Source organism: Streptomyces niger (assembly GCF_000718305.1).
Classification (GTDB): Bacteria; Actinomycetota; Actinomycetes; order Streptomycetales; family Streptomycetaceae; genus Streptomyces; species Streptomyces niger.
The window spans coordinates 149,221-162,828 of the sequence record NZ_JOFQ01000011.1 but is presented as its reverse complement, the minus strand read 5'-3'; the positions used below and the strand labels follow the sequence as shown (position 1 = coordinate 162,828).

General features: G+C 71.7%; 14 protein-coding genes. 5 read left to right on the top strand and 9 right to left on the bottom strand.

Annotation, left to right across the window (positions count from 1 at the left end; all coding sequences use genetic code 11):
• Positions 1-8 precede the first annotated feature (8 nt).
• Entirely contained in the window at positions 9-1,454 is a 1,446-nt protein-coding gene (locus IF20_RS21720) for a hypothetical protein (protein WP_052866936.1), read from the bottom strand.
• Between the two features lie 334 nt (positions 1,455-1,788).
• Between IF20_RS21720 and IF20_RS21715 the strand changes: the two genes are divergently transcribed.
• The gene (locus IF20_RS21715) at positions 1,789-2,475 is read left to right on the top strand and encodes a FadR/GntR family transcriptional regulator (RefSeq protein ID WP_052866935.1); all 687 of its coding nucleotides are present in this window, start codon (positions 1,789-1,791) and stop codon (positions 2,473-2,475) included.
• 21 nt (positions 2,476-2,496) lie between these two features.
• Here IF20_RS21715 and IF20_RS21710 read toward each other — a convergent pair whose 3' ends face one another.
• From IF20_RS21710 to IF20_RS21680, 7 genes are all read right to left on the bottom strand, one after another.
• Complete coding sequence (locus IF20_RS21710) at positions 2,497-3,504, bottom strand: N-acetylglucosamine kinase (protein WP_052866934.1); 1,008 nt, start codon at positions 3,502-3,504, stop codon at positions 2,497-2,499.
• Positions 3,495-4,748, bottom strand: a complete 1,254-nt coding sequence (locus IF20_RS21705; RefSeq protein ID WP_052867147.1) for a 6-phospho-beta-glucosidase — start codon at positions 4,746-4,748, stop codon at positions 3,495-3,497. Before IF20_RS21705 ends, IF20_RS21710 begins: the two co-directional genes overlap by 10 nt.
• A gap of 16 nt (positions 4,749-4,764) precedes the next feature.
• Positions 4,765-5,667 carry a carbohydrate ABC transporter permease gene (locus IF20_RS21700; protein ID WP_052866933.1) on the bottom strand — a complete coding sequence of 301 codons (903 nt, stop codon included), beginning with the start codon at positions 5,665-5,667 and terminating at the stop codon, positions 4,765-4,767.
• A gap of 3 nt (positions 5,668-5,670) precedes the next feature.
• Complete coding sequence (locus tag IF20_RS21695; RefSeq protein WP_052866932.1) at positions 5,671-6,624, bottom strand: carbohydrate ABC transporter permease; 954 nt, start codon at positions 6,622-6,624, stop codon at positions 5,671-5,673.
• Between the two features lie 11 nt (positions 6,625-6,635).
• Positions 6,636-7,973, bottom strand: a complete 1,338-nt coding sequence (locus IF20_RS21690) for an ABC transporter substrate-binding protein (RefSeq protein ID WP_052866931.1) — start codon at positions 7,971-7,973, stop codon at positions 6,636-6,638.
• Positions 7,974-8,053: 80 nt separating this feature from the next.
• Entirely contained in the window at positions 8,054-9,334 is a 1,281-nt protein-coding gene (locus tag IF20_RS21685) for an ROK family transcriptional regulator (protein ID WP_052866930.1), read from the bottom strand.
• Positions 9,335-9,434: 100 nt separating this feature from the next.
• Positions 9,435-9,866, bottom strand: a complete 432-nt coding sequence (locus tag IF20_RS21680) for an ATP-binding protein (protein WP_052866929.1) — start codon at positions 9,864-9,866, stop codon at positions 9,435-9,437.
• 316 nt (positions 9,867-10,182) lie between these two features.
• Here IF20_RS21680 and IF20_RS21675 point away from each other — a divergent pair, with 316 nt between their 5' ends.
• Genes IF20_RS21675 through IF20_RS21670 form a run of 3 tightly spaced genes read left to right on the top strand, consistent with a single transcriptional unit; the run spans position 10,183 to position 11,561 of the window.
• Entirely contained in the window at positions 10,183-11,100 is a 918-nt protein-coding gene (locus tag IF20_RS21675; RefSeq protein ID WP_052866928.1) for a helix-turn-helix domain-containing protein, read from the top strand.
• The gene (locus IF20_RS38035; protein WP_110944410.1) at positions 11,006-11,221 is read left to right on the top strand and encodes a DUF397 domain-containing protein; all 216 of its coding nucleotides are present in this window, start codon (positions 11,006-11,008) and stop codon (positions 11,219-11,221) included. The genes IF20_RS21675 and IF20_RS38035 overlap by 95 nt, the downstream gene beginning before the upstream one ends.
• A complete protein-coding gene (locus tag IF20_RS21670) occupies positions 11,214-11,561 on the top strand; it encodes a DUF397 domain-containing protein (protein ID WP_052867146.1) in 348 nt (115 codons plus the stop codon). The genes IF20_RS38035 and IF20_RS21670 overlap by 8 nt, the downstream gene beginning before the upstream one ends.
• 72 nt (positions 11,562-11,633) lie before the next feature.
• Here IF20_RS21670 and IF20_RS21665 read toward each other — a convergent pair whose 3' ends face one another.
• Positions 11,634-12,698 (bottom strand): mechanosensitive ion channel family protein, encoded by a 1,065-nt coding sequence (locus IF20_RS21665; protein WP_052866927.1) that lies wholly within the window; start codon positions 12,696-12,698, stop codon positions 11,634-11,636.
• Between the two features lie 266 nt (positions 12,699-12,964).
• Between IF20_RS21665 and IF20_RS21660 the strand changes: the two genes are divergently transcribed.
• Positions 12,965-13,501, top strand: coding sequence for an HNH endonuclease (locus tag IF20_RS21660; protein ID WP_052866926.1), 537 nt, complete (start codon positions 12,965-12,967; stop codon positions 13,499-13,501).
• Positions 13,502-13,608: the final 107 nt, after the last annotated feature.

Below are 13,608 nucleotides of genomic sequence, written 5' to 3'. Positions count from 1 at the left end.
CGCTCCCGTCACCGGTACTCCGACAGCCTGCGGCCGATGCCCAGCACCGCGCCGGCGGCGGCCAGTACGGCCAGCACGGCGGCGCCCCCGGCCAGCCCGGTCAGCGCGCGCCGGCCGCCCTCCGCCGCGTCCCGGAACTGGGCCTGCTCGTGCCGGAGCGCCTGCTGCAGCGCCGCCTCCACCTTGTCGAAGGACTCCTTCGTGGGCCGGTCGGTGCCGATGACCTTCGCCAGCGCGCCCTGGTAGTCGCCGCGGTCGTTCTCCGCACGGGCCTCGGCGTGCCGGGACTGCCACTCCCGTACGTTCTTCAGGGCGTCCCGCACCGGCGCGCGGCCGGCCTCGTCGTCCGCGAGGGCCAGCGCCTCCCGCAGCTTGCCGCCCACCGCCGCGTCGCTGCCCTGCCCCGTACCGGCCAGGTCCCGCATGCCCGCGGCGTACTCCACCTCGTAGAAGTCCCGCTGGTCGGGGCCGGTGACCTTGCCGCCGCGCGCCACCAGCGTCAGGTTCTCGTCGCCGCGCGCCTGCAGCGTCGCGATGCGCGCCTCGTTCAGCACCCGCAGCGACCTGGCGCCGTGCTCGATGGAGTCGTCCAGGCCCGCGCGGGCGACCGCGTGCCCGCCCACCGTCCACAGCAGCGCCACCGCGGACGCGGCCGTGGCGATCAGCAGCCCGCGGTTGAACACCCGGTTCGTCCGCAGATAGGTGCGGCGCTGCGCCCAGCCGAGCCCGCCGACGGCCAGCACCCCGGCGGCCAGCGCCACCCAGGGCCAGGCGGTGGCGTCGTCGTGGTCGGCGTCGAGCCGGCCGGTCTCGGTGACGTAGAGCCGGCGCGCCGCCGGCAGCAGTTGGGTGCGCATCCGGTCGTTGGCGTACTGGAGGTAGGCGCCGCCCACCGGCAGGCCCTGGCGGTTGTACATCCGTGCGGTCTCCACCAGGCCCGTGTACCGCGGCAGGCCGTTGTTCAGCCGCTCGATCTCTTCGCGGGCCGTCGCCGAGCCCTGCGAGTTGGCGGACGCGCGGACCAGCAGCCGGGCTGCGGTGGCGATGTCGTCGGTGTAGCGCTTGCGGGACGCCGCGCTCTCCCGGTCGCCGGCCAGGAAGCCGCCGGCGGCCGTGGTGTCGGCGTCCGCCAGCGAGCGGTAGATGTCGGCCGCGTCCCGGCTCAGCGGCTGGCTGCTCTCCAGGACGTCGCTCGCGGCGGCCGACCGGTCCGTGACCTGCCAGGCGGTCAGCGCGCCGAACAGCACGACCAGCGCGGCGAGTACGGCGCCGATGATGCGCAGCCGGCCCGGCTCGGTGGTCGCCGCGGCGCGCAGCCGGCGCAGCCCTTCGGCCCATACGGCGCGTTCGCCGGACGGCGGCGGGGGCTCGGCGCCGGGCGTGCCGGTCGCCGCCGGCTCCGGGGCCGGCGGCGGAGCGGGCGGTGCCGCGCTGCCGGTCGGCGGATAGGACACGGAACCTCCCCCTCGGTCGCTGGACGTGCACCTCGCGGACCTCTTCGTGGACAGGGGTGCACGGCCAGCAGTATGGCCGCAGGGACCGGTCACCACACCGGTATTGCCACGATCTTGTTCGGATCGCGATCTCGTTCGGGTCCGGTCGCCCGGCACTGCGCACCCGGGTCCCGACGCCTCCCCTTGTGCCCCTCTGGACGCATTCGCACGGTGTTCGGTTCCCGCCAGGGGCAGCCGCCGGCGCCCGGTCTGACTAGAGTTGCCTGACGTCAGGTGACCTGTGAACCGCGGGCGGCGGACGCCGGGGGACGAACCGGCGGAAGGGGAGGGTGTCGTGCGGACGGTGCGCAGGGTGTCGCTGGTGGAGACGGCGACCGACGAGATCCGGGAGCAGATCCTGAAAGGGGTCTGGCCGGTGGGCAGCCGTATTCCGCCCGAAAGTGCCCTGTCCGAGACGCTCCAGGTGAGCCGGGCCTCCGTACGGGAGGCGATCCGCGCCCTGGTGCACGCCGGGCTGCTGGAGACCCGGCAGGGCGACGGCACGTTCGTGATCTCCGACGACGACAGCGCGGTGGCGCTCCGCCGCCGCCTGGAGCGGGCCGAGCTGACCCATGTCACCCAGGTCCGGCAGGGCCTGGACGTGATCGCCGCGCGGCAGGCGGCGCGGCACCGCACGGACGCCCAGCTCGCCGCCATCGAGGCCGCGCTGGCCCGCCGTCGGGAAGCGCTCGCGGCCCACGAGGACGAGGCGTTCACCGCCGCCGACGCCGACTTCCACGTCCTGGTCGCCGAGGCGAGCGCCAACCCCGTCCTCGCCGACATCTACCGCTCGCTGAGTACGGCGCTGCGCGCGGAACTGCGCCGCGCCGCCTGCCTGGACACCGCCACGGCGGCCCCCACCGACCCGCACCACCTCCTCGTCGAGGCGATCCGGGCGCAGGACCAGGGAGCCGCGGTGGACGCCGCGGTCGAGCTGCTCGCCGGGCACGTACGGGACCTCGCGCTGCCGCTGGACGACTAGCCGCCGCCGGACGGCCGGCGGCTACCGCCCGCCCGGCGCGTAGTGCCTGCGCAGTCGGTCGTACGCGTTCGGCGCCGCGCCTGTCGTGTCCAGCGCCAGCAGTGCGGCGCCCAGCACCGGGGGAGCGGTGACCACCTGCGGCACCGCCTTCGGGGCGCGCTCGGCCAGCAGCGTGACCACCGCCTCGTGCAGGACCGGGTGCCGGGCGGCCAGCACGCCGCCGCCCAGCACCACCGGGACCGGCTCGTCCAGCAGGTCCAGGCGGCGCAGCGCGACCGTGGCCATGACGACGATCTCCTCGGCCTGGCGCGTGACGATCGCCCGCGCCACCGCGTCCCCTTCGGCGGCCACCGCGAACAGCACCGGCACCAGCTCATGGCGCCGCTCGGCCGCCACCTCCCGCAGGTGCAGCGCCTCGATGAGCTGCGGCATCGACGCCAGCCCGAAGTGGCCGGGCAGCCGGTCCGCGAGGGCGCTGGGCGCGCCCCGGCCGTCGTCGGCGCGCGCCGCCCACCACAGCGCCTCCTCGGCGAGGTGCCCGCCGCCGCCCCAGTCCCCGGAGATCCGCCCGATGGCCGGGAAGCGCGCGGTACGGCCGCCGGGGCCGAGCCCGGAGCAGTTGATGCCGGCGCCGCAGACCACGGCGACGCCGGTGTGCGGCCCCTCGTCCGGCAGCCCGGCCCGCAGCAGCGCGAAGGTGTCGTTGGCGACGGTCACGGTGTCCGACCGGCCGCGCGCCGTCAGCAGCTCGGTCAGCCGCTCCTCCTCCACCGGCAGGTCGGCGTTGGCCAGGCACGCGGACAGGTGCCCGACCCGGGAGGTGCCCGCCTGCGCCAGCGCCGCGTCGACGAGCGACGCGAGCCCGGCCACCGCCCGCGCGGCGCCCACCACCGGGGGCTGGAAGCCGCCGCCGCGCACGGCGCTCAGTACGCTGCCGTCCGCGCCGACCACCGCCACGTCGGTCTTGCTGTTCCCGGCGTCGACCGCCAGGGCCGCGGGCCGGTCGGCCCCGTTCCCGGTCAGGCCCACGCCAGGTGCTCCCGGTTGTGTGCGAGCAGCTCGTCGGTCAGCCGGTCCGCGTACGCGATCTGACCGATGAGGGGGTGGGCGAGCAGCGCCTCGAAGACCCGGTCCCGGCCGCCCTTCAAAGCCGCCTCCAGCGCGAGGTGTTCGTAGGCGGTGACGTTCGCGATGAGCCCGGCGTACAGCGGCTCCAGCGGGCGTACGGGCACCGGCACCGCGCCCCGGGCGCCCACCGTGGCCGGCACCTCGATCACCGCGTCGTCCGGCAGGAACGGCAGCGTGCCGTTGTTCAGCGCGTTCACCACCTGCACGTCGCCGGTGTCCCGCAGCAGCGAGGAGGTGAGCGCGACGGCCGCCTCCGAGTAGAAGGCGCCGCCCCGCTTGCCCAGCAGCTCCGGCTTCTCGTCCAGCGCCGGGTCGCCGTACATCCGCAGCAGTTCCTTCTCCATCGCCGCGACCTCGGCGGCCCGCGACGGCTTGGTGCGCAGCTCCCGGACGACCTCGTCGTGCTGGTAGTAGTAGCGCAGGTAGTACGAGGGGACCACGCCGAGGCGCTCGACCAGCGTGCGCGGCATGTGCAGGTCGGCCGCGAGCGCGTCGCCGTGCTCGGCGAGCAGCTTCGGCAGCACGTCCTCGCCGCCGACGCGCACGGCCCGCTCCCAGGTCAGGTGGTTCAGCCCGACGTGTTCGAGCTGGATGTCGTCCGGCGCCACGTCCAGCAGCCGGGCGAACTTCCGCTGGAAGCCGATCGCCACGTTGCACAGCCCGACGGCCTTGTGCCCCGCGGTGAGCAGCGCCCGCGTGACGATGCCGACCGGGTTGGTGAAGTCCACGATCCAGGCGTCCGGGTTGCGGTGGCGCACCCGCTCGGCGATGTCCAGCACCACCGGCACCGTGCGCAGCGCCTTGGCGAGCCCGCCCGCGCCGGTGGTCTCCTGGCCCACGCAGCCGCACTCCAGCGGCCAGGTCTCGTCCTGGTTGCGGGCCGCCTGCCCGCCGATCCGCAGTTGGAGCAGGACGGCGTCGGCGCCGTCCACCCCGGCGTCCAGGTCCCCGGTCCAGCTGATCCGGCCCGGGTGCCCCTGCCGGGCGAAGATGCGCCGGGCCAGCCCGCCCACCAGCTCCAGCCGGTCGGCGGCCGGATCGATCAGGACCAGCTCGGCCACCGGCAGCACGTCCCGCAACCGCGCGAAACCGTCGATGAGTTCGGGGGTGTAGGTCGACCCGCCGCCGACCACTGCAAGCTTGATACCTGTCATACGTGCTTCAGCCCTTGACCCCTGTGAGAGTGACGCCTTCGACGAAGGCCTTCTGTGCGAAGAAGAAAACGACGATCACCGGAGCCATGACCAGCAGCGTCGCCGCCATGGTGAGGTTCCAGTTGACCATGTGGGCGCTCTTGAACGTCTCCAGCCCGTAGGACAGCGTCCAGGCGCCCGGGTTCTGCGCGGTGTAGATCTGCGGCCCGAAGTAGTCGTTCCAGCAGTAGAAGAACTGGAAGAGGGCGACGGCCGCAATGCCGGGCTTCGCCATCGGCACCACGATCCGCAGCAGCGTCCGCAGCTCCCCGCAGCCGTCCACCCGCGCCGACTCCAGGTATTCCTGGGGGATGGTCAGCAGGAACTGGCGCAGCAGGAAGATGGAGTACGCGTCCCCGAAGGCCATCGGGATGATCAGCGGCCACAGCGAGCCGGTCAGGTGGAGCTGTTGGGCCCACACCAGGTACATCGGGACCACGATGACCTGCGGAGGCAGCATCATCGTGGAGATCACCAGCAGCATCGCGGTGCGCCGCCCCCGGAAGCGGAACTTGGCCAGCGCGTACGCGACCGGGACGGACGAGCACACCGTGAAGACCGTGCCCAGCACCGCGTACAGCAGCGAGTTGCGCCACCAGTCCAGGAACCCCGGGGTGCGGAAGACCTGCGCGTAGTTCTCCCAGTGCCACGCGCGGGGCCACAGCTCGCCGCTCATCGCCTGCCCGTCGCTCATCACCGAGGTCAGGAAGACGAACACGAAGGGCAGGACGAAGAAGAGCGCGGCGGCGAGCGCGAGGGAGTGCAGCGCGATCCAGTGCAGCACCCGCTTGCGCCGCACCGCCCGGACGGCCGGACCGCCGCTGCTCCCGGTACGGACGTCCGTCGCCGCTCTCGGTGCCGTAGTGGTCATCGGTCAGTCCTCCGCCGTGAGCAGTCCGGCGCGCTTACGCATCAGCAAAGATGTGACGGCCATCGCGATCGCGAAGAGCACGAGCGAGAGCACGCACGCGGCGCCGGTGTTGAAGTTCTGGAAGCCCAGCGAGTACACGAGCTGCCCCACCGTGAGCGTGGAATGGTCCGGGTAGCCGGGCTGGATGACGGTGCCGGGGCCCACCGAGATGCCGGAGGCGAGCTTCCCGGCGACCAGCGCCTGGGTGTAGTACTGCATCGTCTGTACGACCCCGGTCACCACCGCGAACATCACGATCGGGGTGATCGACGGCCAGGTGACGTACCGGAACCGGGCCCACGCGCCGGCCCCGTCCAGCTCCGCCGCCTCGTACTGCTCCTTCGGCACGTCCAGCAGCGCGGCCATGAAGATGACCATCAGGTCGCCGATGCCCCACAGGGACAGCATCACCAGCGACGGCTTGGCCCACGCCGGATCGTTGAACCAGGTGGGCGGCGAGTCGATCCCGACCGCCGACAGGATCTCGTTGACCGGCCCGCTGCCCGGACTGAGGAGGAAGACGAAGGCGACGGTCGCGGCGACCGGCGGGGCCAGGTACGGGATGTAGAACGCGGTACGGAAGAGCCCGACACCGCTCTTGACCTTCGTGACCAGCAGCCCGATGCCGAGCCCGAAGACCACCCGCAGCGCGACCATCACCACGACCAGCCACAGCGTGTTCCACAGCGCCGGCCCGAAAAGCGGCATCTGCGTCAGCACGTACGTCCAGTTCCGCAGCCCGACGAAGGTGGGCTCCTTGATCTGGTTGTAGTGCATGAAGGAGAAATAGACGGTCGCGAGCAGCGGATACGCGAAGAAGACCGAGAAGCCGACCAGCCACGGCGAGAGGAAACCGAGCGTACGGAGCCGGTTACGGCGGTGCTTGCGCCGCAGTTCGGGCGCGACGGAGAGAGCCATGGCAGTCGTCCTCAGCTCTTGGACTGGAGGGTGTCGGCGTCTATCTGGGCATCGAGCGCGCGCAGCCCGGCCCGCAGGTCGGGCACTTTCCCCGCCTCCACGTTGTAGGCGAAGTCCCGCAGCGAGACGAGGTAACTCCCGCCGTTGGTGGAGGGTGGCAGCGCCGTGCTGTAGGGATTGCGCGCGATGTCGAGGAAGGTGCGGAAGGAACGGTCCGCGTCCAGCCCCGGCGACTTCAGCGCGGCATTCGTCGACGGCACGTTGTGAATGGCATTGGCGAACCGCACCACCTGCTTGGTGTCGGCGGTCAGGAATTTCACCAGTTCCCAGGCCGCGTTCTGGTGCCGACTGCTGTGCGCGATCCCCACGACCGTGCCGGTCAGGAAGCCGCGCCCGTACGTCTCCGGCCGGTCGTCCGGCACCGGCAGCGGCGCCGTGCCCCACCGGAACTTCGCCTTCGCCTCGTCCAGCATCAGCCCGCGCCACTCGCCGTCCATGTGCATGGCGAGCTTCCCGGTCAGAAAGGCGTTCTGCGAGGACATCTCGTCCCCGAACGTCGTCCGGAACTTCTCCAGCGGGGCATAACCGCCCTGGGCTTTCATGAGGGCGTCGGTGGTCCGGAAGAACTCGGGAACCGTCTTCTCCGCCGCCAGCCGGGATTTGCCCTTGCCGTCGAAATACGTGGGCCCCCACTGTGCGAGCAGTCGGTCCGGACTGTTCTGGTACATCCGGAAGTTGGGCATGAACCCGACCCGTTCGTACCCGCCGTCGGCCTTCCGCTTCGTCAACTTCTTCGCGTCCCGCACCAACTCCGACATGGTGCGGGGCGGCCGAGCGATACCGGCCTCCTCGAACGCGTCCTTGTTGTAGTACATCCCGTACGCGTCGGCGAGCAGTGGCAGCGCACACTGCTTCCCCTCGTAACTGCTGTATTCCAGCAGCGTTTTCGGGAACACCTTGTGCTTGTCCAGTCCGGTCTTCTGCATGAACGGATCCAGATCCGTCCACATCCCCGAGTCGCAGTACTGCCCCACGTTGTTGGTGGTGAAGGAGGACACCACGTCGGGTGCGTCCTCGCCGCCGGCCCGCAGCGCCTGATTGGTCGTCTCGTCGGAGACGTTCCCGATCGCCTTGACATGGATGTTGGGGTGCAGCTCCTCGAAGCGGCGGATCGAATCATCGATCGCCTTCACCTCGCCCGTCGCCGACCAGCCGTGCCAGAACCGCAGCGTGACCGGCTTCGTCGGATCGTCCCGGTCGCTGCCGACGCCGGGGTTGGCGCAGCCGGCGGCCAGGAGAAGGGCGAGGGCCGCCGCGATGCCGCCCCCGGCTCTTTTTGGTGAGAACATGACAGGACCCTTCTCAAGGGAGGCGACTCGGCGGACTCGGGGGAGGAGGGGCACGCGGCGCCGCCGCGCACGACGACTGCTCAGGCCGTGTCGAAGACGACGTCCCGCGCCTGGACGAGGGCCGTCCGCAGGGCACCCGTCAGGATCGGGTCGCCCTCGATGTCACTGATCCGCAGCTGCGGTCGGGGGAGCACGAGCCCGGTCAGCTCCTCCTCGACCCTTACCCGCAGCCGCTCGCCGCCGGCCTGCGCGACGAGCCCTGACAACACCACCAGCTCCGGATCGACCACGGCGACCACGGCCGCCAGCCCCGTCGCGAGCCGCCGTGCGACCTCGTCCACGACGCCCTGGTCCGCTAGCGCATCGGCCGCATCGGCCGGGTCCAGCCCCAGGTCACGGGCGATGGTGAGGATGGCGGGCTGCCCCACCAGACTCTGGAAACCGCCGCCCGCGTCCGGCGCGGCCGCCGCGTCCGGGCCGCCCCGCGCGAGCGGCGCGCCCGGCAGCGGCATGTACCCGATCTCGCCGGCGCCGCCGGTGGCACCGCGCAGCAGCGTGCCCCCGAGGACGATCGCCGCGCCGACCCCCTCGTCGACCCACACCAGCACGAAGTCGTCGTGGTCCTGCGCCGATCCCTCGTACTGCTCGGCCAGCGCGGCCAGGTTCACGTCGTTCTCCACCACGACGGGCACGCCCAGCGCGTCCCCCAACTCCCCGAGCAGCGCACGCGAGTGCCAGCCGGGCAGGTGCGGGGCGTACCGCAGCTCGCCGGTGCGCGGGTCCAGCGCGCCGGGCGTCCCGATGACGACACGGTGCAGGTCGCCCCGGGCCAGCCCGGCCTTGGCCAGCGCCCCGTCCACGGCGGCGGTGACCACCCGGGCGGTCGCGCTCCCGGCGTCCTGCCCACCGGTGGGCCGGCAGTCCTGCCCATCGGTGCGCCGGGAGCCCTCCCCATCGGTGGGCCGGGAGCCCTGCCCATCGGTGGGCCGGGTGTCCTGTCCGTCGGCCGCGGCCCGCTCCTCGCCCACGACCCGCCCGGTGATGTCGGCGACCACGGCCGTCACGCCACCCGGATCCACCGAGAGCGCGGCCACGTACGCCGCCTCCGGATTCACCTCGTACAGCTGCGCGCTGGGGCCGGGGCGCCCGGTCACGTTCCCCGTCGTCCGCACCAGCCCGGCCGCCTCCAGTCGCCCCAGCAGCTGCGAGGCGGTGGGCTTGGACAGGCCGGTCAGCTCGCCGATCCGGGTACGGGTCAACGGGCCCTGCGACACGAGCAGTTCCAGCGCGGCCCGGTCGTTCATCGCCCGCAGCACGCTCGGCGTGCCTGGTACGCCGCCCGTGCCGTCCGTTCCGCGCATCCCGCACCCCGCCACAACTGATCTGTTAGGAAACTTTCCGATCAACAACTCCCAGGAAGGTAAGTCCCCACTCACGGGCCGTCAATGGGTTCTGCGCGACTCATCCGAGGACTTCCGCCCAGACGACCTTGCCGGGCCCGGGGCGCGCGTGACAGCCCCACCGCTCGGCGAGCGCGGCCACCAGCACGAGGCCGCGCCCGTACTCGACATCCGGACCCGGCGCGCGGAGGCGCGGCTGCGCGTACGCCGCGTCGTGCACCTCGAGACGGACGCCGCCGGGCGCACCCGATGGCGCGACGGTGCGGAGCGGACGGATGCGGGTCTGGATGTGGCGGTCGCGCGGTACGTGGGCGTGCCGGACCGCATTGGTCAGCAACTCGGTGAGCACGAGGGCCGCCCGGTCCTCCAGCGCGGACAGCCCCCACTCGGCCAGAGCCTTCCGCAACGCGGCGCGGGCGCGCGGCACGGACCGCGGACTCCGCGGCCAGCGCCCCACCACGGCGTCGCGCCGGTACGGCGGCGCGGCGCTCACCGGACGCCTTCCGCGCCGTACACGTAGGGCCGCACAAGGCGGCTCCCCTCGCCGCGCAGGGGGACGGCGCACCGGCACCGGTACTGGCACCAGCACTGGCGCCAGTAGCGGCGCCGAGGCCGGTGTCGGTGCCGTCCCGCAGGCGGGAGGACGAGGCGCAGGAGCGGCGCGAGGGCGCGGGCAAGGGCGTGACGCATGACGGCGTGCTTCTTTCGGGCAAAGGGGTCGGTACTTCCACCCGCGAGCGTGGCGCAGCGTCCATACGATTACTAGGAGTGACGGTTTTCGGAACCGCAGAACGAAAACGGGGGCCACGATGCCCAGTCCCAAAAACCTCGACCCGACCGAGTCCCTGCCGGCCCTGTACGGCACGAAGCTGCGCAAGCTCCGTACGAAAGCGGGCTGGACCCAGCGCGAACTGGGCGCGAAGGTACCGATCGCGCACAGCCGCATCGCCCAGTTCGAACTGGGCAAGGAAACCCCACCGGAGGACGTCTCCGCCGCGCTGGACCGGCTCCTCGGCGCGGACGGCGATCTCACGGACCTGTGGCAACACGCAAGACGGGCCCCGTTCCCGGGGTGGGCTCGGAGGTATGTGGACGCCGAGTCGCGGGCCGACCGGATCCGCAAGTACCTCGCCCACACGGTTCCGGGTCTGCTGCAGACCGATGCCTACGCGAGGGCCTTGCTGACCGTTGCACGTCCTTGCGTGGGCGAGAAGCTCGAAGAAATGGTGGCGGCGAGAACGGCTCGGCGGGCTCTACTCCAGCAGCCGAGCCCGCCATCGTTGTGGGCCGTTCTCGACGAGGCTGTCCTGTGGCGTCACGTGGGCGGACTCGCGGTCATGCGTGAGCAACTGGAGTACCTGCTGCACCTACTGGGCCGGTTGGACCACGTCAGCGTGCAGATCCTGCCGTTCGAGCAGGGCGCACATCCGATGCTGGGCGGTTCACTCACGGTGCTCTCGTTCACGAGCGGGCCCGAGGTGGCGTATCTGGAGGGCTCGCACTCCGGAGAACTCGTCGAGAGGGCTGCAACGGTCAAGGAATACGCCCTAGCATTCGAGCACCTACAGGCGCAGGCCCTGCCGTGCGCGGCTTCGGCCGGCCTGATTCGGAGCGCGCTGGAGGGCACCTACCGTGACGTACGTATCCCGAGCCGGTCTCAACGCCGCCGAGTGGCGCAAGTCCAGTCACAGCAACACGCAAGGCGGGGATTGCGTAGAGGTCGCTGACGGGTTCCCCGGGCTCGTTCCGGTCCGGGACAGCAAGCGGCCGGAGGGGCCGGTGATCGTGTTCTCCGGCGATGCATGGCGGGCGTTCGTCGCCGGGTTGGGGGCGGGTCGCCATGACTGACGCCAGCGCCGCCGTCTGGCGAAAGTCCAGCTACAGCAACGCGCAGGGCGGCGAGTGCGTAGAGGTCGCTGACGGGTTCCCGGGGATTGTCCCGGTGCGGGACAGCAAGCGGTCCGGCGGGCCCGTGTTGGTCTTCGGCGCGGAGGCGTGGCGGTCCTTCATCAGCGCCGCCGTCTGGCACAAATCCAGTTACAGCAACAGCCAAGGCGGGGATTGCGTCGAGGTCGCTGACGGGTTCCCCGGGCTCGTTCCGGTCCGGGACAGCAAGCGGCCCGAGGGTCCCGTGCTGGTCTTCGGCGCGACGGCGTGGCAGGCGTTCGTCGCGCAACTTGCCGAGTAACGCATGTGCGTCGGCCCGCCCCTCCCGGACATCGGGAGGGGCGGGCCGACGTGTGCGAGGCCGTGCGGCCTGCTACTTGTTCAGGTTCGGTGGGGGCGTGACCGGGTTGCTGGCTACCGACTGGGGGGAGAGGGGGTTGGCGAAGGCGGAGGGGGCGGCTACGGAGGCCGACGGGTCGACCGGCTCCTCGTCCTCCGCCGGTAGCGGCGCGTTGCCGACGATGTGGATGCCGGCCTCGTCCAGTGCGCGCTTGATGCGCCAGCGCAGCTCGCGTTCGACCGCGAAGGACTTGCCCGGCATCGTCTTGGCGGCGACGGTGATCGTCATCGTGTCGAGCAGGACCTCGCTCAGGCCGAGCACCTCGACCGGCTCCCACAGGCGCTCGTTCCACGGCTCGGACTTGGCCATCGCCTCGCCCGCCTCGGTGAGGATCTCGCGCACCCGGTCCAGGTCCTCGGTCGCGCGCAGCTGCACGTCGACGGTGGCGGTGGCCCAGCCCTGGCTGAGGTTGCCGATCCGCTTGACCTCGCCGTTGCGTACGTACCAGATCTCGCCCTCGGCGCCGCGCAGCTTCGTGACCCGCAGTCCGACCTCGATGACTTCGCCGGAGGCGACGCCCGCGTCGATGGTGTCGCCGACGCCGTACTGGTCCTCCAGGATCATGAACACGCCGGAGAGGAAGTCCGTGACGAGGTTGCGCGCGCCGAAACCGATCGCGACGCCCGCCACGCCGGCGCTGGCCAGCAGCGGCGCGAGATTGATCTGCAGGACGGAGAGGACGGTGAGCGCGGCTGTGCCGAGGATCACGAAGGAAGCGACGCTGCGGAGCACCGAGCCGATGGCCTCGGAGCGCTGCCGGCGGCGCTCGGCGTTCACGAGGAAGCCGCCGAGTGCGCTGTTGCGCGACGCCCCGGCGTTGCGGTTCATGCGCGCTATCAGCTTGGTGATCGCGCGGCGCACCAGCGACCGCAGGACCACCGCGATGACCACGATCAGGATGATGCGCAGGCCGGCGTCGAGCCAGCTCTGCCAGTTCTCCTGCACCCAGCCGGCGGCGTCGGTGGCCTTCTCCGTGGCCTCGGATATGGAGGACGGGTCCGGTGCCGCAGCGGCGACCGGGGTGGCGGACCAGAACACAGCAAGGACCTTCCGTACGGGACAGCAGACCCGGGCGGCACGTAACCGCACATCGGGCAGACCAACCACACTAACGGGGCAACGCGGGCAGTCCGCGCCGTTGTTCGAGTAGAGCGAGCCCATTTGTTGGGCAATAAAGGAGTGTGGTCGAAAACACCTCCGACCCGTTACCTGGTCATGGTGGCGCTCCGACCAGGCACCGGGGGACACTGTGGGGAGATCGTCCCGGCGCGAGCCACGCGCCGCCGGCGTACAAGGAGGCACCCGTGCCGCATGTCCTGGTCCTCAACGCGTCGTACGAGCCGCTCGGCGTCGTACCGCTCCGCCGCGCGCTCATCCTCGTACTCAATGACAAGGCCGTCAGCCTTGAGGATTCCGGCGCCCTGATGCACAGTGCGACCCGTGCGCTCCCCGCTCCCAGCGTGGTACGCCTCAAGCGGTTCGTGCGTGTGCCCTTTCGTGGCCCTGTTCCCCTGACCCGCCGTGCGCTCTTCGCCCGTGACGGCGGCCGGTGCGCGTACTGCGGTGGCGTCGCAACCAGCGTCGACCACGTGATCCCGCGCAGCCGCGGTGGGCAGCACACCTGGGAGAACGTCGTGGCCGCATGCCGTCGCTGCAACCATGTCAAGGCCGACCGGCACGTCGCCGAGATCGGGTGGCGGCTGCGGCATCAGCCCGCGCCGCCGTCCGGGCTCGCGTGGCGGATCATCGGCACGGGACATAGGGATCCGCGCTGGCTGCCATACCTGCAGCCGTACGGCGCGGACGACGCAATGGCCCGAATCGACGCGGTTTCCGCGTAGAACCGGGCCATTCGCGTTCCCGGGAACGCGTGCGGGCCCCGCGCCCCTGAAGGGGCGCGGGGAACTGCGCGACCAGCTACGACGTGGCCGCACCGGCCACCGGGTGG